This is a genomic window from Streptomyces sp. NPDC107538 (assembly GCF_055657445.1).
Genome location: NZ_JBVKAY010000004.1, coordinates 290,822 through 313,651, shown reverse-complemented (window position 1 = coordinate 313,651; position 22,830 = coordinate 290,822). Strand labels below are relative to the sequence as shown.

The 22,830-nt window shown below is 69.1% G+C and carries 22 protein-coding genes and 1 pseudogene; 11 read left to right on the top strand and 12 right to left on the bottom strand.

What is annotated here, in order from left to right; all coding sequences use genetic code 11:
- Window positions 1-169: 169 nt before the first annotated feature.
- The 3 genes from arfA to ACZ7MG_RS15895 all read left to right on the top strand — a co-directional run bounded on the left by arfA (window position 170) and on the right by ACZ7MG_RS15895 (window position 3,324).
- On the top strand, window positions 170-1,684 hold the full coding sequence (gene arfA, locus ACZ7MG_RS15905) for an arabinosylfuranosidase ArfA (protein ID WP_471380198.1): 1,515 nt from the start codon (window positions 170-172) through the stop codon (window positions 1,682-1,684).
- Window positions 1,685-1,777: 93 nt separating this feature from the next.
- Window positions 1,778-2,236, top strand: a complete 459-nt coding sequence (locus tag ACZ7MG_RS15900) for an RrF2 family transcriptional regulator (RefSeq protein ID WP_471380199.1) — start codon at window positions 1,778-1,780, stop codon at window positions 2,234-2,236.
- Window positions 2,237-2,376: 140 nt separating this feature from the next.
- Window positions 2,377-3,324: a sulfite exporter TauE/SafE family protein gene (locus ACZ7MG_RS15895; protein ID WP_471380200.1), complete on the top strand. Its 948-nt coding sequence runs from the start codon at window positions 2,377-2,379 to the stop codon at window positions 3,322-3,324.
- Window positions 3,325-3,356: 32 nt separating this feature from the next.
- Here the strand turns inward: ACZ7MG_RS15895 and ACZ7MG_RS15890 are convergent, their stop codons facing one another.
- Entirely contained in the window at window positions 3,357-4,214 is an 858-nt protein-coding gene (locus tag ACZ7MG_RS15890; RefSeq protein ID WP_471380201.1) for an intradiol ring-cleavage dioxygenase, read from the bottom strand.
- Between the two features lie 567 nt (window positions 4,215-4,781).
- Between ACZ7MG_RS15890 and ACZ7MG_RS15885 the strand changes: the two genes are divergently transcribed.
- The gene (locus ACZ7MG_RS15885) at window positions 4,782-5,099 is read left to right on the top strand and encodes a hypothetical protein (protein WP_471380203.1); all 318 of its coding nucleotides are present in this window, start codon (window positions 4,782-4,784) and stop codon (window positions 5,097-5,099) included.
- On the opposite strand, the gene ACZ7MG_RS15880 is transcribed toward ACZ7MG_RS15885, so the two are convergent.
- On the bottom strand, window positions 5,100-6,335 hold the full coding sequence (locus ACZ7MG_RS15880; RefSeq protein ID WP_471380205.1) for an FAD-dependent monooxygenase: 1,236 nt from the start codon (window positions 6,333-6,335) through the stop codon (window positions 5,100-5,102).
- Between the two features lie 73 nt (window positions 6,336-6,408).
- On the opposite strand from ACZ7MG_RS15880, the gene ACZ7MG_RS15875 reads away from it, so the two are divergent.
- The 3 genes from ACZ7MG_RS15875 (at window position 6,409) to ACZ7MG_RS15865 (ending at window position 8,242) form a co-directional block, all read left to right on the top strand.
- Window positions 6,409-7,002, top strand: a complete 594-nt coding sequence (locus ACZ7MG_RS15875; protein ID WP_471380207.1) for a TetR/AcrR family transcriptional regulator — start codon at window positions 6,409-6,411, stop codon at window positions 7,000-7,002.
- A 249-nt stretch (window positions 7,003-7,251) separates the two neighbouring features.
- Entirely contained in the window at window positions 7,252-7,695 is a 444-nt protein-coding gene (locus tag ACZ7MG_RS15870; protein ID WP_471380208.1) for a hypothetical protein, read from the top strand.
- A 349-nt stretch (window positions 7,696-8,044) separates the two neighbouring features.
- Window positions 8,045-8,242, top strand: a complete 198-nt coding sequence (locus ACZ7MG_RS15865) for a hypothetical protein (RefSeq protein ID WP_471380210.1) — start codon at window positions 8,045-8,047, stop codon at window positions 8,240-8,242.
- Window positions 8,243-8,288: 46 nt separating this feature from the next.
- Here the strand turns inward: ACZ7MG_RS15865 and ACZ7MG_RS15860 are convergent, their stop codons facing one another.
- Entirely contained in the window at window positions 8,289-8,936 is a 648-nt protein-coding gene (locus ACZ7MG_RS15860) for a hypothetical protein (RefSeq protein WP_471380211.1), read from the bottom strand.
- 127 nt (window positions 8,937-9,063) lie between these two features.
- On the opposite strand from ACZ7MG_RS15860, the gene ACZ7MG_RS15855 reads away from it, so the two are divergent.
- Entirely contained in the window at window positions 9,064-9,534 is a 471-nt protein-coding gene (locus ACZ7MG_RS15855; protein WP_471380212.1) for a pyridoxamine 5'-phosphate oxidase family protein, read from the top strand.
- 38 nt (window positions 9,535-9,572) lie between these two features.
- Here ACZ7MG_RS15855 and ACZ7MG_RS15850 read toward each other — a convergent pair whose 3' ends face one another.
- Window positions 9,573-9,992 carry a hypothetical protein gene (locus ACZ7MG_RS15850; RefSeq protein ID WP_471380214.1) on the bottom strand — a complete coding sequence of 140 codons (420 nt, stop codon included), beginning with the start codon at window positions 9,990-9,992 and terminating at the stop codon, window positions 9,573-9,575.
- Window positions 9,993-10,038: 46 nt separating this feature from the next.
- Between ACZ7MG_RS15850 and ACZ7MG_RS15845 the strand changes: the two genes are divergently transcribed.
- Window positions 10,039-10,263: a hypothetical protein gene (locus tag ACZ7MG_RS15845; protein WP_471380215.1), complete on the top strand. Its 225-nt coding sequence runs from the start codon at window positions 10,039-10,041 to the stop codon at window positions 10,261-10,263.
- 55 nt (window positions 10,264-10,318) lie between these two features.
- Here ACZ7MG_RS15845 and ACZ7MG_RS15840 read toward each other — a convergent pair whose 3' ends face one another.
- A complete protein-coding gene (locus ACZ7MG_RS15840; protein WP_471380217.1) occupies window positions 10,319-10,792 on the bottom strand; it encodes an ATP-binding protein in 474 nt (157 codons plus the stop codon).
- A 237-nt stretch (window positions 10,793-11,029) separates the two neighbouring features.
- On the opposite strand from ACZ7MG_RS15840, the pseudogene ACZ7MG_RS15835 reads away from it, so the two are divergent.
- Window positions 11,030-12,661 (top strand): annotated as a pseudogene (locus ACZ7MG_RS15835) (nuclease/transposase family protein).
- Window positions 12,662-12,974: 313 nt separating this feature from the next.
- On the opposite strand, the gene ACZ7MG_RS15830 reads toward ACZ7MG_RS15835, so the two are convergent.
- Window positions 12,975-13,826: an intradiol ring-cleavage dioxygenase gene (locus ACZ7MG_RS15830; RefSeq protein WP_471380218.1), complete on the bottom strand. Its 852-nt coding sequence runs from the start codon at window positions 13,824-13,826 to the stop codon at window positions 12,975-12,977.
- Window positions 13,827-13,897: 71 nt separating this feature from the next.
- Entirely contained in the window at window positions 13,898-15,229 is a 1,332-nt protein-coding gene (locus tag ACZ7MG_RS15825; protein ID WP_471380220.1) for an ABC transporter substrate-binding protein, read from the bottom strand.
- A 283-nt stretch (window positions 15,230-15,512) separates the two neighbouring features.
- Here ACZ7MG_RS15825 and ACZ7MG_RS15820 point away from each other — a divergent pair, with 283 nt between their 5' ends.
- Complete coding sequence (locus tag ACZ7MG_RS15820; protein ID WP_471380221.1) at window positions 15,513-15,686, top strand: hypothetical protein; 174 nt, start codon at window positions 15,513-15,515, stop codon at window positions 15,684-15,686.
- A gap of 142 nt (window positions 15,687-15,828) precedes the next feature.
- On the opposite strand, the gene ACZ7MG_RS15815 is transcribed toward ACZ7MG_RS15820, so the two are convergent.
- The 5 genes from ACZ7MG_RS15815 to chvE form a co-directional block, all read right to left on the bottom strand.
- Window positions 15,829-17,502, bottom strand: a complete 1,674-nt coding sequence (locus ACZ7MG_RS15815; protein WP_471380222.1) for a pyridoxal phosphate-dependent aminotransferase — start codon at window positions 17,500-17,502, stop codon at window positions 15,829-15,831.
- 165 nt (window positions 17,503-17,667) lie between these two features.
- Window positions 17,668-18,762, bottom strand: a complete 1,095-nt coding sequence (locus ACZ7MG_RS15810) for an aldose epimerase family protein (RefSeq protein WP_471380224.1) — start codon at window positions 18,760-18,762, stop codon at window positions 17,668-17,670.
- A 30-nt stretch (window positions 18,763-18,792) separates the two neighbouring features.
- Window positions 18,793-20,037 carry a multiple monosaccharide ABC transporter permease gene (gene mmsB / locus ACZ7MG_RS15805; protein WP_471380226.1) on the bottom strand — a complete coding sequence of 415 codons (1,245 nt, stop codon included), beginning with the start codon at window positions 20,035-20,037 and terminating at the stop codon, window positions 18,793-18,795.
- Entirely contained in the window at window positions 20,034-21,584 is a 1,551-nt protein-coding gene (gene mmsA / locus ACZ7MG_RS15800; RefSeq protein WP_471380227.1) for a multiple monosaccharide ABC transporter ATP-binding protein, read from the bottom strand. Before mmsA ends, mmsB begins: the two co-directional genes overlap by 4 nt.
- Before the next feature lie 32 nt (window positions 21,585-21,616).
- Complete coding sequence (gene chvE / locus ACZ7MG_RS15795) at window positions 21,617-22,732, bottom strand: multiple monosaccharide ABC transporter substrate-binding protein (protein ID WP_471380228.1); 1,116 nt, start codon at window positions 22,730-22,732, stop codon at window positions 21,617-21,619.
- Between the last annotated feature and the right edge of the window lie 98 nt (window positions 22,733-22,830).

Below are 22,830 nucleotides of genomic sequence, written 5' to 3'. Positions count from 1 at the left end.
ACAACCGCCCCTCGGTAGACGCGAAGGCGCACGCCCCGCCGCCCACGAGACCCCATTGACTGACCCCGACTTCGACCATAGCGTCCCGTTCGACGCCACGAGCACCATCCGTAATACCGAACAGCGCACGCCGAGCACCGCGCACCCCGTACTGAAGGGCCGCCCAGAAATGACCCGCACCGCCCGCTTCACCCTCGACCCCGCTTTCAAGGTCGGCGAGGTCAACCCTCGACTCTTCGGCTCCTTCGTCGAACACCTCGGCCGCTGCGTCTACACCGGCATCCACGAACCGGAGCACCCCGCGGCCGACGAGGCGGGCCTGCGCACCGACGTCCTGGACCTGGTCCGGGAGCTGGGCGTCACCACGATCCGCTACCCCGGCGGCAACTTCGTCTCCGGCTACAAGTGGGAGGACTCCGTCGGCCCCGCCGAGGACCGCCCCCGCCGCCTCGACCTCGCCTGGCGCTCCACCGAGACCAACCGCTTCGGCCTCTCCGAGTTCATCGCCTTCCTGAAGAAGGTCGGCCCCCAGGCCGAGCCCATGATGGCCCTCAACCTCGGCACCCGCGGCGTCGCCGAGGCCCTGGAACTCCAGGAGTACGCCAACCACCCCTCCGGCACGGCCCTGTCGGAGCAGCGGATCGCCCACGGCGACAAGGACCCCTTCGGCATCAAGCTCTGGTGCCTGGGCAACGAGATGGACGGCCCCTGGCAGACCGGCCACAAGACGGCGACGGAGTACGGCCGTATCGCCGCCGAGACGGCCCGCGCGATGCGCCAGATCGACCCGGCCGTCGAACTGGTCGCCTGCGGCTCCTCCAGCCAGTCCATGGAGACGTTCGCCGAGTGGGAGGCGACGGTCCTGGCGGAGACGTACGACCTGGTCGACTACATCTCCCTGCACGCCTACTACCAGCCCGAGGACGGGGACATCGACTCCTTCCTGGCCTCCGCCGTGGACATGGAGTCGTTCATCGACAACGTGGTCGCGACCTGTGACCACGTCGGCGCCCGCCTCAAGTCGAAGAAGAAGATCAACCTCTCCTTCGACGAGTGGAACGTCTGGTACATCTCGGAGTGGCACGCGATCGAGAACTCCGGCGCACGGGACTGGGCGGTGGCCCCCCGCCTGTTGGAGGACAGCTACAGCGTCACCGACGCGGTCGTCTTCGGCTCCCTCCTCATCGCCCTCCTCCGCCACGCCGACCGCGTCACCGTCGCCTGCCTCGCCCAGCTGGTCAACGTCATCGCCCCGATCATGACCGAGCCGGGCGGCCCGGCCTGGCGCCAGACGACGTTCTTCCCGTTCGCCCAGGCCGCGAAGTACGGGCGGGGCGAGGTCCTCGACGTACGGGTGGACTCACCGACGTACGAGACGAAGAAGTACGGCGAGGCCGACCTCCTGCACGCGACGGCGGTGCGCGCGGAGGACGGCTCGGTGACCGTCTTCGCGGTCAACCGCGGCCGTACGGAGGCGCTGCCGCTCGAAGTGGCCCTGAACGGCCTGGACTTGACCCGGATCGTCGAGCACGGCGTGCTGGCCGACGCGGACCCCGACGCCCGGAACACCCTCACCGACCCCGAGCGGGTCGCGCCGCACGCGGGGGAGGGGGCGACGCTGGAGGACGGCGTCCTGCACGCGGTCCTCGAACCGCTGTCGTGGAACGTGATCCGGCTCGGCTGAGCGCCCGGGCAGGGACCCGCGCCCCCGGCTTTCGGGGTGCGGGTGCCGTGGGCCGGCGGTGACACGGTGTCGGCGTGGCCGACAATGTTGGCCATGAGGATCTCGGCACGGGCGGACTACGCCGTACGCGCGGTACTGGAAGTGGCCGTACGGCAGGACGGCGGCCCGGTGAAGACGGAAGTCATCGCGACCGTGCAGGAGATCCCGCACAAGTTCCTGGAGGGCATCCTCGGGGACCTGCGACGCGGCGGCCTGGTCACCAGCCGGCGGGGCGGCAGCGGCGGCTACCAGCTGGCCCGGGCCGCCGACACGATCACCGTCGCGGATGTGATCCGCGCCGTGGACGGCCCGATCGTGTCGGTACGCGGCGAACGCCCCACCGGCCTGACGTACACCGGATCCGCCGAACCGCTCCTGCCCCTCTGGATCGCCCTGCGCGCCAACGTCCGCCGCATCCTGGAGGGCGTCACGGTGGCCGACATCGCGGCGGGCGCGCTCCCCGACCCGGTCAAGGACCTGGCGGCGGAGCCGACGGCATGGGAGAACCCGTAGGCCCGGGCCGCGGGCCACGGCCGTACGGGCTGCTCCACAGGATCGTTACCGCGTCCTAAGCCTTTCCTCAGCTTGCTCTCCTACCCTTGCCGTTCGCTCCATCCCTATCTACCCGGTGGGAAAGGCAGGAAAGAGAAGAGATGCGGACGCTGGTACTGCTCGCGCTGGCGGGCCTGGGCGCCCAGCTCGTGGACGGCAGCCTGGGCATGGCCTACGGCGTGACCTCGACGACCCTGCTCCTGGCCCTGGGCACCAACCCGGCAGCCGCCTCGGCCACGGTGCACCTCGCCGAGATCGGTACGACGCTGATGTCGGGCGCCTCGCACTGGCGGTTCGGCAACGTGGACTGGAAGGTCGTCGCCAGGATCGGCGTACCCGGCGCGGTGGGCGCGTTCCTGGGCGCGACGGTCCTGTCCTCCCTGTCGACCGAGGTCGCGGGCCCCCTGATGTCGCTGATCCTCCTCGGCCTCGGCCTCTACGTCCTCTCCCGCTTCACCCTGCGCGGCCTCCCCAAGGAACGCCTCGGCCAGCCCCTGCGGAAGCGGTTCCTGTCCCCGCTGGGCCTGGTCGCCGGCTTCCTCGACGCGACCGGGGGAGGCGGCTGGGGCCCGGTCGGCACACCCGCGCTCCTCGCGAGCGGCCGCATGGAACCCCGTAAGGTCATCGGCTCCATCGACACCAGCGAGTTCCTGGTCGCCGTCTCCGCCAGCCTCGGCTTCCTCCTCTCCCTCGGCTCCCAGGCCCTCGACTGGACCTGGGTCACCGCCTTCCTCCTCGGCGGCCTGATAGCCGCCCCCGTCGCCGCCTGGCTCGTCCGCCTGGTCCCCCCGAGGGTCCTCGGCTCGGCGGTAGGCGGAGTCATCATCGCGACCAACGCCCGCACCCTCCTCAACAGCGACTGGATCGCGGCGTCGGGCGCGGTCACCACGGCCGTCTACATCGCGGTCTACGCCCTGTGGGCAGCGGCGCTGACGTATTCGATCCGGGAGCATGTGAGGGAGCGGGCGGAGGAGGCGGCGACCCCCGCGTGCGCGACCAGCCAGGACACGCGGGAGGCCGCCGAACCGACTCCGTCAGGCACCCTCTGACGCGGGCTCTCTGACGCGCACCGCCGACTGACTCACGCGCTGTCGACACCCACGGTGATCGTCGCCTTGTACCCGTCGGAGACACTGCTCCCCAACGCGGTCAGCGTCAGCAGCCCACTGGAGGCACCTCCGTCGTCATAGATGCCGTCGTTGGACAGCGTCGTCTCGCGTGTCGTGTTGTCCGAGTACGGCGAGGTCGCCTGGATCTCGGCGTTGATGTCCTCGTCGAAGAAGAGCTGCCCGGTGTGGATGATCTCGCCGCCGGTGTACGAGTCGTCGGTGAGGGTCACATCCGTGTGCACTCGCATATGGACGTGCACGGCGCGGGAGACGTAGTGCCCCGGCCAGATGGACGTGATGTTGCACTGCCCGTTCTCGTCGGTCATCTGGCCACCGCGCAGGAAGGTCCCGTTGTCCTCGTAGTCGTGCCCGTTCCCGCCGACGAACCCGGAGTACTCGCCGAGGTGGTCGCAGTGCCAGATCTCCAGCAGCGCGTCGGCGAGCGGCGCGCAGTCGTTCGCCACGTCGACCACGGTGAAGGTGTACTGGACCTCGAACCCCTCGGTCTCCTCCCGGATGTCCTCCCGGACGAGCGCCCCTTCGAGCGAGTACGGCCCCTCGGTGACCTCGGCGTTCAGCACGCACACGCCGGCGGTGGAGGCGGACCCGGAGCTGCTGCTCTCGGTGTCGCTGCTCTTCGCCGTCGTGCTCTCGGTGGTGGTGGTCGCCGCCGCGAGCCCGGCCGCCGCGAGCCCGCCCGCCGCCGCGACCGAAGCCCCACCGATGAGCACCCGCCGCCGCCGGACACTCTTGTCCCGCCGGTGTTTCCCTCCGGCGTCCTGCGCCGAATCCTGCTGTACGTCCTGGTGGTTGTTCGTGTTCTCCGTCATGCCCAAGAAGCTAGAAGCGCACCTGAGGAACTCCTTAATGTGCGGCTGTGAATGCGCTGGGGATGTAGTTCTCAACGGACGTTGTTTCAGGGTCAGTTGGGACACACGTACCCATCCCGCCGAGGCGGCCGGGCCCGCGATGCCCGCTTGGCGAACCCCTGGTCCCGCCCCCGAAGTCACCGCTCGAACCGAGCGGCCAGGAAGACAGCCGCCACCGAGGGCAGAAGAGGGGACAGCGCCGCGCAGAGCCTTGCTGGCGAGCTCCGTACAGTGGATCTCCCGGCAGGGCTGCGGAGCAGGTAATCGAATAACTTCCGTGCCTGGTGCGCCAGTTCATCCAGAGACGCAGCAGCGCGCCCCAGGTACGCGGGCCCCCACTCCGGGCCACCATGCCCCTCTCCACCCGAGCGTTCGGCCCACCACGCACATCGGCCTCAGCCACGGACACCGTCATATCCGCGCCCACGCGCGGCCTTTGAGGACCCCTTCTGTCCCGATGCCCCGATGCCTCGTCGCTTCCCTCCCATGAGCAACCCGCCGCTGCCGCGGCATAGGGTCGGGTTCACCATGACCGATCGCCACACCTACGGCACCAGCACCCACACCGCCGCAGAGCTGGTCCGGCTCGTCAGGGCCCGCCTCCCGCTCGCCTTCACCGAGCGAGACAGCGACTACCGGGGCACCTACCACCTCGCCGACAGCCCCACCGGACGGATCGAGATCCAGCCCAACACGATCCCCGGCGATGACGACCTCTACGCTCCCGAACACCCGGTGGCCCAAGTGCTTCTGCTCACCACCACCCCGACTCCGAACCCCGCGTGGCACGCTCGACTGGGTTCCATCGAAGGCCTCGTCCACCTGAACCACGAACGATCTGCATAGCTACTGGTCCACAGCCTCCGTCGGACCATCCGGCCGTACGTCATCCGCCGGCATCAACGACGGTGGACGCAGGCGCCCTTGAGCGAGGTGCGGCGGGACCCAGTCGTGGTGCCGGAGGATCATGCGTACGGCGAGGCGGGAGGGTGTCAGCCGCATCGCCGTGTTGCGCAGGGCGACGGCCAGTGGGTGGGAGAGCCGGTGGCCCATCCGCCCGGCCTGCCGGGCGGCTCGTGCGACGGCCTGGCTACGGGGTCGGCGCTCGGTGTCGTACCGGGTGAGCGCGGCGTCGACCGTGGGCTCGGCGGCGAGTGCGGCGACCAGGGTGACCGCGTCCTCCAGTGCCTGGCAGGCGCCCTGCCCCAGGTTGGGGGTCATCGCGTGCGCCGCGTCGCCGAGCAGTGCGATCCGACCGGCTGTGTACGAAGGGAGCGGTGTGCGGAGTTCGTCGATGTCGTGGTGGAGCACGGCGTCGGCCCGGGTCGCGTCGAGCAGGGCGGGGATCGGATCGTGCCAGTCGCGAAACCGTAGGCGCAGTTCGGCCAGCGGGTCGGCGAACCGTGTCCCGGCGGGAAAGTCGAGAACCGCGTGCCACTCGGCCCGCCCGTCAGGGAAGGCGATGTGCCCGAACTCGACGCCGTGCCCCCAGGTCAGCTCGAAGTCGTCAGCCGGTTCGACCACTTGCTCGGTGATGGCGCGCAGCACCGTCGAGCCGCTGTAGACCGGTCCGGGGTGGGCCGGGAAGAGCAGGCCGCGGACCCTGCTGCCGACACCGTCGGCCGCGACCGCGAGTTCGGCTTCCAGCACCTTGTCGCCGCAGCTGACCCGAACCGTCCCGGGGTCGATCTGCTGCACCGAGCGTGCCTCGCGTCCGATCATCAGCGTCCCGGCGGGCAGTGAGTCGCGCAGCAGTCGGTGCAGGGTGGCGCGGCGGATACCCATGATCGGTGTGCCCACCGCCTTCTCCAGCGCCCCGCCGTCCAGTCGGGTCAACCAGCCGCCCCGCGGCGTGCGGGTGCCGCCGCTGTACTGACCCCGAGAGGCCGCCCGCACCGCCTGGCCGACGCCGAGTTCGTCCAGTGCCCGAAGGCCGTTGGCGGCCAGCGAGATGCCCGCCCCCGCGTCGCCGAGCACGGACGTCCGCTCGACGACCGTCACGTCCCAGCCGATGTGGCGCAGGCCGATCGCGGCGGCCAGCCCGCCGATGCCTCCTCCGACGACCACCGCTGTGCTGCCCACGCCGAACCCCCGTTTCTTCTACACCTGTAGAAGAATGACCTTAAGGGAAGCTCTACAGGTGTAGAAAGGGGTCATGGCTTCGGACCGGCGAACACTCCTCGCGGACGCGGCTCTCGACGTACTCGGCGACGAAGGGATCCGTGGCCTCACGCACCGCGCGGTCGACCGCAGAGCGGACATGCCGCCCGGCACCACATCGGCGTACTTCCGTACCCGGGCCGCGCTGCTCACCGCGCTCGTCACCCGCCTGGTCCAGCTCGACCAGGCGGAACTGCGGACGACGGCCGAGCGGCTCCCGTCCCTGCGCACCGTCGAGGAGTTGGTGGACGGAATGGCGCTGCTCACCCGGCAGCGACTCACCGGCGAGGGCCGCCGCCGCTCGCTCGCCCGCTATGCCTGCGCCGTCGAGAGCGTGCGCGACCCGGAACTGCGCGAGATCCTCGTACCTCGCGAGAACGCCGGCCGCGAGGCCGTGCGCTCGTTCCTCGCCGGACACGGCGTGACGGACGTCGAGAGCCGTACCCACACACTGCTGAGCTGCATCGACGGACTGATCTTCGACCGCCTGGTGAGCGGAGGCGAAGTCCCCCGCGAAGCCCTCGAAGGCCTCGCCGCCGCCGCGCTGCGCGGGCCGGGCGATGATCCTGACGTACCCGCGCCCTCATGACAACGGCCACCCTGGACGAGGCCGAAGCGCACAGTCGGCGCATCTGCGGCCGCTCTGAAATCGACCACGAACGGCTCCCGGCTCCCAACGCGAGAATCTCCGCCAACTCCTCATCACCACACACCCAGAACGGTACGCAGCGCCCTTGTGGCAGATCACATGACGAACGATGCGACCTCTGGCGATGCCGAGAGCAAGCCATCGGACAGGCTTGACGTCTGCACGGGACACCGTGGCTTACTTGCTGCCATGACAGACCGTTTCCCCGAGATCACCTCCGTGGAGGAGTTCATCCGGCTGAGGCAGAGCGAGGACCCGGCGGAGTACAACCGCTCGGCGCATGCGTCCATGCCGCTGCCCGTCTGGTGGGAGCTGGTCCGCGACCATCCCGACATGCGTGTCTGGGCCGCGCACAACAGAACGGCGCCGTCGGAGATCCTCGCCGCCCTGATCAAGGACCCGGACTGGCGAGTCCGAGACCGCGTGGCCGGCACACGCCGCTGCCCACCCGAACTACTGGAACGCCTGGTCGACGACCCCCACGACGCCGTACGCAGAACCGTCGCCGGCCACCGCCACACACCACGCTCGGCGGTGACACGCTTGCTCGACGACCCCTGGCCGGTCATCGCCGAGGAGGCCCGCGCCCGCCTGGCCGACTGGCCGTCCGAGCAGTCGTCCGGAGAGGCCTGACGCGGCGATCTCTCGGCCTCCCGTTCGCCGGTCACCGGTTACCGGTTGCCGGCAGGAGCTGACAGCCACCAGTCGGACTTTGCCGCCACATGCAGGAGCAGCAGGTTGTACCCCGGGCCGTCGTACGTCTTGCGGTAGGGCCCGCGTACTCGTGGCCGAGTCGGGCGCACAGGTACTGGCCGCGATGGTTGGAGGGCAGGGCGAGGACGCCCTCGGGCACTTGGTCGACGAGGTCGGCGCCGCGGCCCGTGCCTCCACGCTGCTGAGCCATACGCTCGTCGTGCCGCGCAGGTCTGGGTATTCGGCGGCTCCCGTGCACCGCAAGCCCAGGTCAGCCGTAGGGTGAGGTGTGCGAAACGACCGACACGACGAAGTCCTCTCCAGCGAGGAACTGGAGCTTTTCTTGCAGTACTTCCACCGCTTCGCCAACCACCATGTCGATCTGTTCGTGCTCATGGAGGTGGGTGACCCCGACTATCCGTGCTACGTGGACCTGTCCCGGAGCCCGGCACCCGGAACCGATCGTGCTGCCTACCATCGGCCGTAGGCGAAAGCCGCGGGCCTCAGTCCAAGCCTCGCGGCGGTAAGTACGCCTACTCGAAGGCCGGAGCGACGGCCACCAGCATGTTGGTCGGTGAGCCCGCATCGGCGGCCGTTGTGGTGGGGTCGATGCTGCATTCCTCCGCGACCGTCGTTGCCCAACAGTCTCCCCACGTCGCGGCCCAATCACTGGCGAGGTCGCTGCTCGGGTCGAGGTCCTCGGGCCTGCCCGGGATGCCGTAGGCGTCGAGGAGTCGTCGCTCGACTCCGAAGGGTTCGCCCAGGGCGAGCGTCGGAGACTCGCTGATCCAACGTCTGAGGATCCGCCCGCGCTCCGCGATCAGCCATGCCTCTCCGTCGTTCTGCTCGCTGTGGAAGAAGAGTTGGGCTTTGCCGAAGCGCGCGCTCAACTCACGGCACAGGTCGGTCAGATGCGCGGTCTGCTGCGGATAGGGCAGACCGAAGTACGGTCCGACGACCAGGGTCCACCCCTGCATGGGCGGGACGACGACCACAGTCGAGAACGGCTCCTCCTCTTCGTGGGCCACCTCGTCGATGAGTTCCACGCCGTCAGCCCACGTGGTCTCCCGCACATCGGCCAAGCCGAGGGCCTTCACCACCTCTGCCTGATCGACGGTCTCGACCGCGAGCCATGAGAGCCAGCAGGCGCGTATGAGTGGTGCGGAGTCGACGTTTCCCATGGCACGGATCGTAGGTGTCGCGTCGTGGGACCCGTTCAAGCGTGCCCGGTCCGAGAACGTCTCTCCGTCTCGCGACCTAGTTCCGACGCCCGATGTGACCGGGCGGCGCAGGTCATAGCCTCGCCGCATGACGGTAGTTGACTCTCAGCCCAGTGGGCCCCGCAGTCCTGAGCGGCGTAAGCGTGAGGCGCTCGATCGGCTGGGGCGGGACAAGGACGTATGGGTCGCCACGGCGGATGCCGGTGGGGAGCCGTGTCTTGTTCCGCTGGCCTTCTGGTGGGATGGGGAAGCGGTGTGGCTGGCCACGCGCGACACCAATCCGACGGGGCGCAACCTGTGTGCGTCGGGCCGGGTCCGGCTCTCCTTCGGGCATACCCGGGACGTGGTCCTGGCCCACGGGACGGCGCGGATGCTGACCCGCGAGGAGCTTCCGGCCGAGGTGGGCGACGCCTTCGCCGCCAAGGACGGCTGGGACCCCCGCGAGGACCACCCCTCGTACGTCTTCTTCCAGGTCACCTTGCAGGTGCTCCAGGCGTGGGGAACGGTCCCCGAGATGGCCGGACGGACCCTGATGCGCGACGGGAAGTGGCTGGTCTAGCGCCGATCCGGGGCGTGTGCAGGAACGTGGTGGTGGGGTCAGGGAGCGAAGTACCAGCAGTACAGGCTCAAGGCTTCCTCTGCCCGGCTGTTGGCCAGAGCGGACAGGCGCTCGAGGAGGGCCACCGCTCTGGCCGGTGAGATCTCATGGTCCGGCTCGGAGGCACTGGCGGCCCACGCCATGGCTGCCGTACGGAGTCGATCCCTTTCCGCGCCCGCCAGAGCCGCGCACAGAGGTTCCGGGACAGCGAAGACGGTGAAGCCGTCGTTGGTCATGGGCATCACGTCTCGGAGCGGGCTCGCCGGCGCGCCCGTCAGCAGGGTCTCCCAGCTGAGAACCGCGTCATCCGGATAGATGCCGTCACATGACACGGCCGGAAAGGCGTGCTTCTCGCGCGGGCCCACCCGCGCCGCGGACGCATCGTCCGCGGCCAGGAAGAACTCACCTGTGAGCACCATCTGCCGATCCTGTCACGCTCCGGTGGTCGGCACGCATCATGGGCGCATGAGGCTGGAAGGCGAACCGGTGGTGGTGGGCAGGGCGTTGCTGTTGAACGGGCTGCGGTTCGATCCGGATGCCGTGTATGAGTTGGCGCGGCCCCTGCTGCTTCTTCCCGGGGATGAGGTGCACCGCCAGGGGCGGTGTGTGGTCGTCAGGCGTGCGGCCGGACGCGTGGAGGGGCTGGACGGGCACTGGGAGCCGTGGTGCTGGGAGTGGCGGCTCCTCTAGACCAGCGGCGGCTCCTCTAGCCCAGCGGCCGCGGCGTCGAAGCTGCTGCCGCTCCTCACCCCAACCGCATCGCCAACGTCACCTCCGCCCCCGCCCCCTCCCCCCGCAGGTCCGACGTCACCGTGAGGCGGTCCGTGACCAGGTGGGCGAGCCAGAGGCCGCGGCCGGGGGAGGTGTCGGTGAGGCCGGGGAGGAGGTCGGGGATGGTGGGGGTGAAGCCGGGGCCGTTGTCGGTGATGCGGCATTCGAGTTCGTGGGGGAGGCGGCGGAGTTCGAGGCGGCCCTGGCCGCCGGCGTGTTCGACGGCGTTCGCGGCGATCTCGCTCACCGCGAGCGTGAACTCGCCGAGGCGGACCCCGCCGAGCCCCGCCGCTGCCGCCGTGTCCTCCACCTGGGCGCGTACCTGGGGGAGGTTCTCGCCTGTGAAGTGGCGTTTCAGCAAGAGCGTTTCGGGGGTGGGGCCGGGGGCGTCGTCGCCACCTGTACCGCCGGTCGCTCCGGCCTCGCTCTCGGTCTTCCCGCCCGGCATCACGGTCGCCTCCGCTCGATGGGGGGTTTGGAGCTGCTGTCGCTGGAGTGTGTTCAAGAACGTTCTGGTGAGTGGGAGTGAGTGCTGGAGTTCGGTGGCGTGTCGCGTGCCTCGGTCGTGGGGCCGGTTCTAGCCCGGGAACTGACGTTCTCTCATCGAATGCGTGACCTTCATGGGAGGTGCTCGTTGTCCATGGCGACAGGGTTCTTCGGGTGGGGCCGGACGGGGGTGACGGGAATGGGTGAGCTGCGGAGTGCGGTGGCGCCGTTCGTCGCGTCCGGCCCCAGCGGTGTGGCTGTCCGGACCCGCCTCAAGCACCTGACGCCGGGCGATGAGGAGGTGCTGCGTCTGGTGGGTGCGCATCTGGGGTCGCTGGCGGCGAAGGACCTCAAGGTGCGCTGCCGGGACGGCGTGGACCACTCCGGCGAGTTGTGGGCGGTGCGTAAGCGGGAGCTGACGCCGCTGTCGTCGTCGCGGTGGGCGGGCAGTATCACCAAAGCCACGCACGACCAGTGGGCGCTGGCCCGCCGGTGCCAGCTGGCGCACATCCAGAACCTGGAAGCCGGCGTCCGCACCATCGAGGACCGACTGTCGCTGCCGGTCGGGCAGAAGGGGACGAGGAACGCACCCGGGGGTTACCGGTCCGCGCAGGAATGGCATGCCAAGTCGCGGCGCCTGCGGGTGCTGGAAGACCGGCTGACCGCCGCGCGGGCCGACCGTGAGGCGGGCATCGTGCATGTGGTGCGTGGCGGCAAGCGTCTGGCCCGTACCCGCCACCACCTGGAGGCGGCCGGGCTGACGGAGTCCGCGTGGCGGGGGCGTTGGGAGGCGGAGCGCTGGTTCTGCCAGGCGGACGGGGAATCCGGCAAGCGCTACGGCAACGAGACCATCCGCATCAGCCCCGATGGCGAGGTGAGCATCAAACTCCCCGTCCCGCTGGCGTATCTGGCGAATGCCCCGCACGGCCGCTACGACCTGGCCTGCAGGGTCGTGTTCGCGCACCGGGGCGGCGAGTGGGCGGACCGCGTCGCGGCCGACCGGGCCGTCGCCTACCGCATCCACCACGACACCGGCCGCAACCGCTGGTATGCGACCGCGTCCTGGCAGATCCCGCCCACCCCCACCCTCCCGATCGAGGCCGCGCTCGCGCACGGTGTGATCGGCGTCGACATGAACGCCGATCACCTTGCCGCCTGGCACCTGGACACTCACGGCAACCCGACCGGCAGCCCGCGCCGCTTCTCCTACGACCTGACCGGCACCGCCGAACACCGTGACGCCCAGGTCCGCCACGCCCTCACCCGCCTCCTGCACTGGGCCAGAGCGTGCGGCGTCAAGGCGGTCGCGGTGGAGGACCTGGACTTCGCCGGGGAGAAGACCCGGGAGAAGCACGGCCGCCGTAAGCGGTTCCGGCAGCTTGTTTCCGGTATGCCCACCGGCAAGCTCCGCGCCCGGCTGGCGTCGATGGCGGATCAGACGGGGATCGCGGTCATCGCCGTCGATCCGGCCTACACCTCGAAGTGGGGCGCCCAGCACTGGCAGAAGCCCCTCACCACCACGACACGTAGGACCACTCGCCACGATGCTGCTGCCGTGGCGATCGGAAGGCGCGCCCAGGGACACCCGATCCGGCGACGGACGGCACCGCCCCCACCGCACCGGAGTGATGCGGTGGGGCATCGGACCGTCCAGGCCGAACCAGGCGTCCTCGGGCGTGAGGGACCCCGCCCCCGCATCCCCGGACCACGGACACGATCCGTGCCGCCCGGACGCGGAGCGAACGCGGGCAACCAGAACGCCCAACACCGTCCGGGGCGTTCGGCCGAGCATGAGAACTGGCAACAGGACTCACTCCCGCTCAGTCTCTAGGAACGGTCGATGGGTGTGGGCGCGGTCGCTGGGCGTCAAAGGTGAACTGCCGCACCTCGCCCAAGCTAGCCGTGCTCGCCTCATGAGTACCCAGGGGATCGAGAGGGCATTGTGCCTGGTCGGAAGCTTGTGAATTCGATCGGTTCGCGATCGTATTCGCCCGGCTTCGGTTGATCGGTTTACGTCCGGTTACGTCCGGCGATCGGCCGCAGCGCCCCCGGACCGACAGCACTGCCGAGCAGCGCCGCCCCCCTCCCGCACGGTCTGGGAGGGAGCCGGCGCCGTGTCTGTGCGGTGGGCCGGTCGGTTCAGCTCAGCTGGACTCCACCCCCACCGTCAGCGCCCCCGCGTACCCGGCCGTCGGGGACGTGCCCAGGGCCGTCAGGGTGAGGAGGCCGGACGCGGCGCCTCCCTCGTCGTAGATGGAGTCCTGGGCGAGGGTGGTGCGGGTGACCGTGTTCGCCGAGTACGGGGAGAGGGCCGCGACCCGGGCCGTGACGGTCTCGTCGAAGAAGAGCTGGCCGGTGTGGAGTTCCTGGCCGCCCTCGAACGAGCCGTCGGAGGTGAGCGTGACGTCCGTGTGGACCTTGAGGTGGATGTGGATGCAGCGGCCCCGGTACCAGCCGGGGTAGACCGTCGTGATCTTCGCGACGCCGCTGGAGTTCGACAGGACGGCGCCGCGCAGGAACGTACCGTTGTCGGGCTCGTCGTGGCCGTTGTTGCCGACGAAGCCGGAGTACTCGCCGAGCGCGTCGCAGTGCCAGATCTCCACCAGGGCGTTCGCGAGCGGGGCGCAGGTGTCGTCGTCCACGACCGTGAGGGTGAGCACCAGCGGGAAGCCGGTCTTGTCCTCTCTGATGTCGGCGCGGACCAGTTGTCCGTCGAGGTAGTAGGGGCCTTCGGTCATCTCCTTCGTGAGGGTGCAGACGGCCGCGGCGGCCACGGGGACGGTGTTCCCCGTGTCGGCCGCCCCGGGTGTGGGGGCTTCAGGCGTGGCGGCGGCGCCGACGGCCAGCGTGGCGGCCGTCGCGCCGGTGGCGAGCAGTACGATCCGGCGGCCGACACGGGATGCCGATGTCGCCGAGGTGGCCGAAGTCGCCACCACCGTCGCCTCTGCCGTCTCTGTCGCCTCTGTTGCCTCGGGGGGCACTGAAGTGTCTGTCATGGACACGGCACCGTAGGAGTGGACTCTGTCCGTCAGCTGTCAGTTCGGCAAAGTGACGGCCCGTCAAGTTTCTACTCCGCCACCTTCGCGATCGACTCCAGCTCCTCCCGCGGATCCCCCTCCGGGGCCACCGCCTTGCCGATCCGCTTGCGGATCTCGGCCTTCACCTCGACCCAGTTGGTCTCCGCGACCGGGTAGAGGCGCAGGTTCGGGAGGGTGTCGAGGCCGTCCCACAGGGGCTTGTGGCTCTTGTCGGCGCGCATGTCGTGGGCGGCGGTCGTGGTGACGGGGAGCAGCTCGTACTGGGCGGCGTGCTCGATCACGTACTTGTCGGAGTAGAGGACGTCGAGGAACTGGCCGATGGCGGTGCGGTGGTCGTCGTTGCGGAAGGCGACGACCCAGTCCGCGGTGCCCATCGTGGGGGTCTGCTCGCCGTCATGGCTCGGCAGCGGCACGGCGCCGTAGGGCACGGACGCGGAGGAGTCCTCGATCTGGCGGGTCAGCGACAGCGGGCCGTTGAGCATGGCCGCGTCACCGGTGAGGAAGGCGGCGACGGCCTCGCCCCGGTTCAGCTCACCGGGTGCGACCGGGCCGGTCAGACCCCCGCCGATCAGGTCGTCCCGCAGCCAGGTCAGCGTCGACACATTGGCGGCGGAGGCGATGTCGTAACGGTTCGAGGAGTCGGTGTAGCCGCCGTCTCCGGCCAGCAGCCACATCAGCGTCTCGGCCTCCGCCTCCTCCGGGCCGAGCGGCACGGCGATCGGGTACTTCACCCCCTGTGCCTTCAACGCCCTTGCGTCCGCGAGGAGTTCGTCCCAGGACGTCGGCGGCTGCACGCCCGCCCGTGCGAACAGGTCCTTGTTGTAGTAGAGCAGCCGGGTGCTCGCGGTGAACGGCAGGCCGTACTGCGCGCGGTCCATCTCTCCGGCGTTCGCGAGGCCCTGGACGAAGTGGGCCTGGACCGGGACCGACAGCACCTCGTCGGCGCTGTAGAGGAGGTCCCGCGCGGCGTATTCGGAGTAGCTGTCCGTCTGCACGATGTCGGGTGCCTCGCCCCGCTCGACCATTTCGGCGATCTTCGCGTCCGCCTCGTTCGGGGTGTAGATCCGCACGTCCACGTCGATGCCCGGGTGTTTCGCGCCGAACGCCAGGACGACCCGGTCCCAGTAGCCCTCGGAGTTCTTGCGGACGCTGTCGCCGTAGTTGGTCGCGATGACCGTCAGGGAGACCCTCGCCGACTCCGCGTCCGCGTCGCCGCCGCAGGCGGACAGCGCTGCCGCGAGCCCCAGCGCGGCCGCGGCCGCCACCAAGGTCCGAAGCCTGCGGCTTCTTCGAACCTTGCCGCCGCTCCGGGCCTCGCGCTTCGTCCGGGCCTCGCGCTTCATCCGGGCCTTGTGACGCACGGTCCGTCCACCCACTTCCGGCTCTCCAGTCGAACGGGTCGGGCGCGGCCGGGGTGTCCCACCCGCGACAGGACGTACGGAATCGGCGCGGCTGTCGTTCACTGGATCCGGGACGGCCGGATACGGAGGGTGGCCGAGGAGTGAACTCCGGGGCTTCTGCGGGGATACGCCGGATGAAACAGGCCCTGTGCGTGTTCGGGAGGGTACTTCCGTACAACCCCTGCTTCCGGAGCCGTGTCGTAACGGGTACTCATCCCACCGCCCCGCGAAGAGGTACCTCGCCATGTCCAGACGCAGAGCCGTCACCACACTCACCATGACCGGCTGCGTCTACAACTGCCACGGCGGCGCCGACCAGGACACCCTCAGCGGCGGCGCCAACTCCAACGGCCTGTACGGCGACTCCGGCAACGACACCCTGTACGGCCGGGCCGCAACAAGCTGTACCAGAAACTGACCACGGGGTCCGTGACAAGGCGACGCCCCCAACAGCGGCCCGTACCAGGGCTGTTGGGGGCGTCGCCTCATGAGCTCGGGGAGCTCGGCGAGATCGGCGAGCTCGGGGAGGTCGGGGAGGTCGGCCGGGGAAACCCCGGGCCTCACCCCACCTGGTTGTACACCGCCCCCGCCGCCGGCCACCCCTGCGGCTCCTCCAGCGGCTCCGGCTGGGTACGGCCGCGCACCTGCGCGGCGGTGAGGCCCTGGGCCGCACCGTTGGCGCGGCGCCCGCCCTGGGCCGCGGCCGCGAGGCCGGGCATGCCGGTCTGGGAGACGGGCTGGAGGCCGGGGGCCGGCATGGCGGCGGCCGGTGCGGCGGGCATCGGGGCGGGCGCGGGGACCGGCATCGGCATCGGGGCCGGCGCGGGAGCCGGGGACGGGAACTGCATCGACGACTGCATCGACGGCTGCATGGACTGCATCGACGACTGCATGGGCGGCTGCATCGACGTCTGCATGGACGCGGCGGCGGGCACGGGTGCGGGCGCCGGGGACGCGAACTGCATGGAGGACGCGGGCGCCGGGGCCGGCATGCTCATGGCCTGCGCGGCGAGGTTGTGCATCCCGGTGCCGCTGGTCTCGCCCATCAGCCGGTCCACGGCCGCCGTACCCGAGCTGTAGCTGGTCCCGGTGCCCAGCTCGGGTACGGCGGCTCCCCTCCTGGACCCGTAGAGAACCGACTCCAGACCGGACACCAGGCGACGGACGTCCACCTGGGGCCGGACCACGAGTCGCAGGAAGCGACTGGACGAGCCGACCTTGTTGCCGCACTCGCGGACCAGGACCCGGTGCTCGGTGAGCAGCCGGTCGCGGACCACGGTGCCCTCGGCGCCCACGGGCAGGCGCACGAAGAGGAAGTTCCCCTGGGACGGGTAGACCGTCAGCCCGGGGAGGGCGGAGAGCTGGCGGGCCATGTCGAGGCGGTCGCGGCGGACCTGGTGCAGGCTCTCCATGTACTCGGCGCCGTGGTTCTTCAGCATGAACACCACGTGCTCGGCGAAGGAGTTGAGGTTCCACTTCGGCAGCATCCCGCGGACCTTGCCGGCGAGCGCCGGGTTGGCGACCAGGTAGCCGAAGCGGATGCCGTGCAGCCCGAAGTTCTTGCCGAGGCTGCGCAGCACGACCACGTTGGGCCGCATGACGGCGTCCTGGACCGTGGACGGTTCGGACTCGGCGTCGGCGAACTCCAGGAACGACTCGTCGATGACGATCAGGTCCAGGTCGGCCATCGCGTCCATGAACTGCACCAGCGCGTGCCGGTGCAGGAAGCCGCCGTCGGGGTTGTTCGGGTTGCAGATGACGGCGACCCGGGTGCCGCGGGCGCGGATGAACTCGGCGTACTGCGCGAGGTCCAGGGCGAAGCCGCTGGACTCCTGCAGCGGGTACATGTCGACCCGCTTGCCGGTCTCCATCGGCTGGTCGGTCCAGCGGCCGAAGGTGGGGACGGGGACGGCGAGGGACTCACGGACCATCAAGTGGTCGAGCCAGGTGATGAGTTCGGTCGAGCCGTTGCCCATCGCCACGCACTGCGGCGGGAGTTGGAGCAGATTGCACAGCTCGGCCGTGATGGTGTCGGCGCTGCTCGGGTAGTACGTGATGATGTCGCGCAGCTTGCCCGCCATGTCGTCGAACATGGCGGGGGTGGGGAAGTAGGGGTTGCACGGGATACAGAAGTCCACCGGACCCACCCCGTCGCCGCCTTCGCGCGTCAGCGCCGCCATAGACGGGCTGTGTGCCGCGGTGCTGCGGAACAACGAGGTGACGTTGTCGGCCATGGAACCTCCGTAGGGGGCGGACCCGCTGGGGACGACCGGGTCCGACGACTAAGGGCGGCCCGTGCGGGGGAGCACGGGCCGCCCTTACATACGCATGCTGGGATGGCGCTGTTCAACCACTGAGGATTCCGTGGGAAATTGTGAGCGCGCTGTGAAGATAGTACTTCACTCGAATGTATGCACGGTGACCGACCGGTAGGTCTCGCCGGGCCGCAGCACCGTCGACGGGTACGACGGCTGGTTCGGCGAGTCGGGGAAGTGCTGGGTCTCCAGGCACAGCGCGTCCCCCTGCCGGTAGCTCCTCCCGGAGGTTCCTACGAGTGTGCCGTCCAGGAAGTTCCCGGAGTAGAACTGCAGCCCCGGCTCGGTCGTGGAGATCTTCAGCGTGCGCCCGGACGCCGGGTCCACCAGGGTCGCGGCCCACTCCGGCCCGTCCGTGACGCCCTTGTCCAGCGCCCAGTTGTGGTCGAACCCCTTGGCGTGCAGCAGCTGCGGATCGGCCGCTCGGAGGTCCGCGCCGACCGTCTTGCCCGCCCGGAAGTCGAAGGGGGTGCCCGTGACGTCGGCCGGTTCCCCGGTGGGGATCAGGCCCGGGCCGACCGGGGTGTAGCGGCCCGCGGCGATCGTCAGCTCATGGCCGTGGACCGGGCCGCTGCCCTCGCCGGCGAGGTTCCAGTACACATGGTTGGTGAGGTTGACGACCGTGGTCCGGTCCGTGGTCGCCTCGTAGTCGATCCGCCACGCGCCCCGCCCGGTGAGCGTGTAGCGGACCCGGACGCTCAGCGTGCCGGGGTAGCCCATCTCGCCGTCGGGACTGGTGCGGGAGAGCAGCAGGCCGACGTCCGGGCCGTCGGTGAACGGCTCGACGTCCCACACGGCCCGGTCGAAGCCGCTCGTACCGCCGTGCAGGCTGTTCTCGCCGTCGTTGAGCGGCAGCCGGTGCACCGAGCCGTCCAGGGTGAAGCGGCCCGCGCCGATCCGGTTGCCGTAGCGGCCGATCAGCGCGCCGAAGTAGGGCGAGCCGGCGACGTACTCGTCGAGGGTGTCGAAGCCCAGCGACACATTGGCGTACCGGCCGTCGCGGTCCGGGATCTCCAGGGACTGCACGATCCCGCCGTACGACAGGACCTTCAGCCGGGTGCCGCCGTTCTCCAGCGACCAGCGGTGGACCTCGGTGCCGTCGGCGAGCTTGCCGAAGAGTTCCTGCACCGGTCTGCCTCCTCTCGGGAAAAGCCGTCGGGCCCCGCGGGCTCGTGGCACGCGGGACCCGACGACACTCGAAGTGCTCTCCTACGAACCGGACTTGCGCTTGTTCCACACGTCGAACCCGACGGCCGCCAGCAGGGCGAGGCCCTTGATGACCTGCTTCCAGTCGGAGCCGACGCCGAGGAGGTTCATGCCGTTGTTCAGCACACCGAGGACGAGGCCGCCGATGATCGCGCCGAGGACGGTACCGACACCGCCGCTCATGGACGCGCCACCGATGAACGCGGAGGCGATCGCCTCCAGTTCGTAGTTCAGACCCGCCTTCGGTCCGGCCGCGTCGAGCCGGCCGGCGACCACCAGACCCGCCAGGGCCGCGAGCACGCCCATGTTCAGGAAGACGTAGAACGTGACCCGCTTGTCCTTGACGCCGGACAGCTTGGCCGCCGGCAGGTTGCCGCCGATCGCGTAGATGTGCCGCCCGAAGACGGAGTTGCGCATGACGTAGCCGTAACCGACCACCAGCAGGCCGAGGATGATCAGCACGATGGGCGCGCCGTTGTAGCTGGCGAGCAGCAGGGTGACGACCGTCAGGGCGGCGACGATCGCGAGGAGCTTCAGCATGAAGAGGTTGGTCGGCAGCTGGTCGAGCGAGAACTCCTGCTGGCGCTTCCGGCCCCGGACCTCCTGGATCACGATGAAGGTGATCAGGACGAGGCCGAGCAGCAGGGTGAGGTTGTGGTAGTTGGTCTCCGGGCCGACCGCCGGGAGGAAGCCGTTGCCCATCTTGTTGAGCCCCTCCGGGAAGGGACCGAGGGTCTGCCCCTCCAGGAGGATCTCCGTCACACCGCGGAAGGTCAGCATCCCGGCGAGGGTGACGATGAACGACGGTATGCCGAGATACGCGATGAAGAAACCTTGGATCGCGCCCGCCACCGCGCCCGCGAGGAGGCAGAGAACCAGGGCGACGGGCCACGCGATGTCGTACTGCACGGTCAGTACGGCCGCGAGGGCGCCGACGAACGCGGTCAACGAGCCGACCGACAGGTCGATATGGCCCGCGACGATGACCAGCATCATGCCGATCGCGAGGACCAGGACATAGCTGTTCTGCAGCACCAGGTTGGAGACGTTGCGCGGCAGCAGCGAGTCGCCGTCGGTCATCACGGCGAAGAACGCCACGATCAGGCCGAGCGCGATCAGCATGCCGTACTGCCGCATGTTGCGCTGCATGCCGTCCAGCATCAGCCGGAGCAGACCTCCGCCCGCCGCACCTCCGCTCTTGCCGGGCGGCGCGGGGGCCGGGCTCTTGGCGGTCACATCCGTGCTCATCGGGTTACCTCTTTGTCCTTCGTCATCTGACGCATCAGCGATTCCTGCGTGGCCTCGGCACGCGGGAACTCGCCGGTCAGCCGCCCTGCGGCCATCGTGTAGATGCGGTCGCACATCCCGAGCAGTTCCGGCAGCTCGGAGGAGATGAAGACGACCGCCTTGCCCTCAGCGGCCAGCTTGTCGATGACCGTGTAGATCTCGTACTTGGCGCCGACGTCGATACCGCGGGTCGGCTCGTCCAGGATCAGCACATCGGGACCCGTGAAGATCCACTTGCTGAGGACGACCTTCTGCTGGTTGCCGCCGGACAGTTTGCCCACAGGCTCGAACACCGTCGGCGCCTTGATGTTCATGGACTTGCGGTACCGCTCGGCGACCTGCCGCTCCTCGTGCTCGTCGACCACACCGCGCCGGGAGACCTTGTTCAGGGCGGTCAGCGAGATGTTCCGGTTGATGGTGTCGATGAGGTTGAGGCCGTAGTGCTTGCGGTCCTCGGTGACGTACGCGATGCCGTGTCCGATCGCCTCGGCGACCGACTTGGTACGGATCTCCGTGCCGTCCTTGAGGACCGTGCCGCCCGCGTACTGGCCGTAGGTCCGCCCGAAGACGCTCATCGCGAGTTCGGTGCGGCCGGCGCCCATCAGGCCCGCGATACCGACGATCTCCCCGCGCCTGACGTCGATCGACACATCGTCGACGACCTTGCGCTGCTGGTCGATCGGGTGGTTCACGGTCCAGCCGCGGATCTCCAGGGCCGGCGCCGAGCCCGCTTCCGGCTCGTGCGGGGTGCGCTCGGGGAAGCGGTGGTCGAGGTCGCGGCCGACCATGCCGGAGATGATCCGGTCCTCGGTGGTCTCTGCGGCCTTCACGTCGAGGGTCTCGATCGACTTCCCGTCGCGGATGATCGTCACCGAGTCGGCGACCTTCCGGATCTCGTTGAGCTTGTGGGAGATGATGATCGAGGTGATGCCCTGGTTCTTCAACTCCAGGATCAGATCGAGGAGTTTGCCGCTGTCCTCGTCGTTCAGCGCCGCGGTCGGCTCATCGAGGATGAGCAGTTTCACCTTCTTCGACAGCGCCTTGGCGATCTCCACGAGCTGCTGCTTGCCCACGCCGATGTCGGCGACGCGGGTCTCCGGGTGGTCGTCGAGACCCACCCGGCGCAGCAGTTCACTGGCGTGCCGCAGGGTGTCGTTCCAGTTGATGACTCCGCGCGTGGCGTGCTCGTTGCCGAGGAAGATGTTCTCCGCGAGCGACAGGAACGGCACCAGCGCCAGCTCCTGGTGGATGATGACGATGCCGCGGTGCTCGCTGGCCCGGATGTCCTTGAACTCGCAGGCCGCACCCTCGAAGAGGATGTCGCCCGTGTAGCTGCCGTGCGGATGGACGCCGGAGAGCACCTTCATCAAGGTCGACTTTCCGGCGCCGTTCTCACCGCAGATGGCGTGGACCTCGCCCTGACGGACGGTCAGTGTGACGTCCGACAGCGCTTTGACACCAGGAAAGGTCTTGACGATCGAGCGCATTTCCAGGACGGGTCCCGCCATGGTCGTGCCTTCCAATCCGTGAGGGTTGACGCTTACTTGAGCTGGTCGGCCGTGTAGTAGCCGCCGTCGACGAGGACCTTCTCGTAGTTGGCCTTGTCGACGCTCACCGGCTCCAGCAGGTAGGCCGGGACGACCTTCGCGCCGTTGTCGTACGTCTTGGTGTCGTTGGTCTCGACCTTCTTGTCGTTCAGCACGGCGTCGACCATGTTCGAGGTGACCTTGGCCAGCTCACGCAGGTCCTTGTAGACGGTCTGCGTCTGGTCGCCCGCGATGATCGACTTCACCGAGGCCAGCTCGGCGTCCTGGCCGGTGAGGACCGGCAGCGGCTTGCTCTTGGTGCCGTAGCCGTCGGACTTCAGTGCCGACAGGATGCCGATGGAGATGCCGTCGTACGGCGAGAGCACCGCGTCGACCTTCTCGGTCTTGTACGAGGCGGTGAGGATGTCGTCCATGCGGCCCTGGGCGGTGGCGCCGTCCCAGCGCAGGGTGGTGACCTGGGTGAGCTTGGTCTGCTGGGACTGGACGACGAGCTTCTTGTCGTCGATGTACGGCTGGAGCACGCTCATCGCGCCGTTGAAGAAGTACTTGGTGTTGTTGTCGTCGTTGGAGCCGGCGAACAGCTCTATGTTGAAGGGGCCCTTCTTGGAGCCGTCCGCGAGGCCCAGCTTCTCGACGATGTAGTTGGCCTGGAGCTCGCCGACCTTGGTGTTGTCGAAGGAGGCGTAGTAGTCGACGTTCTCGCTGCCGAGGATCAGCCGGTCGTAGGAGATGACCGGGATGTTCGCTTCCTTGGCCTGCTGGAGCACGTTTTCGAGCGACTTGTTGTCGATCGCCGCGATGATCAATGCCTTGACGTTCTGGGAGATCAGGGTCTCGATCTGCGAGACCTGGGTCTCGGGCTGGTCCTCGCCGTAGACCAGCTGCGTCTTGTAGCCCTTGGCCTCCAGGTTCTCGACGACGTTCTTGCCGTCGGAGATCCAGCGCTCGGAGGACTTGGTCGGCATCGCGATACCGATGGTGGCGCCCTTGGTGCCGCCCGAGGACTTCTCCTCGCTGCCGCCCTCCCCGCTCTGGCCACAGGCGGACAGAGTCAGGGCGAGGGAGGCCGCGGAGGCTATGGCGGCGAGTGCGGCTCGGCGAGTGCGCATGATCATCATCCTTGATGTCTTGAAGGCCTGGAACGTTCTGGCGGGAACGGCGCTTCATGAGCCGAAAGGACGCCAGAGAAGATGTGGGGGATTCTGTG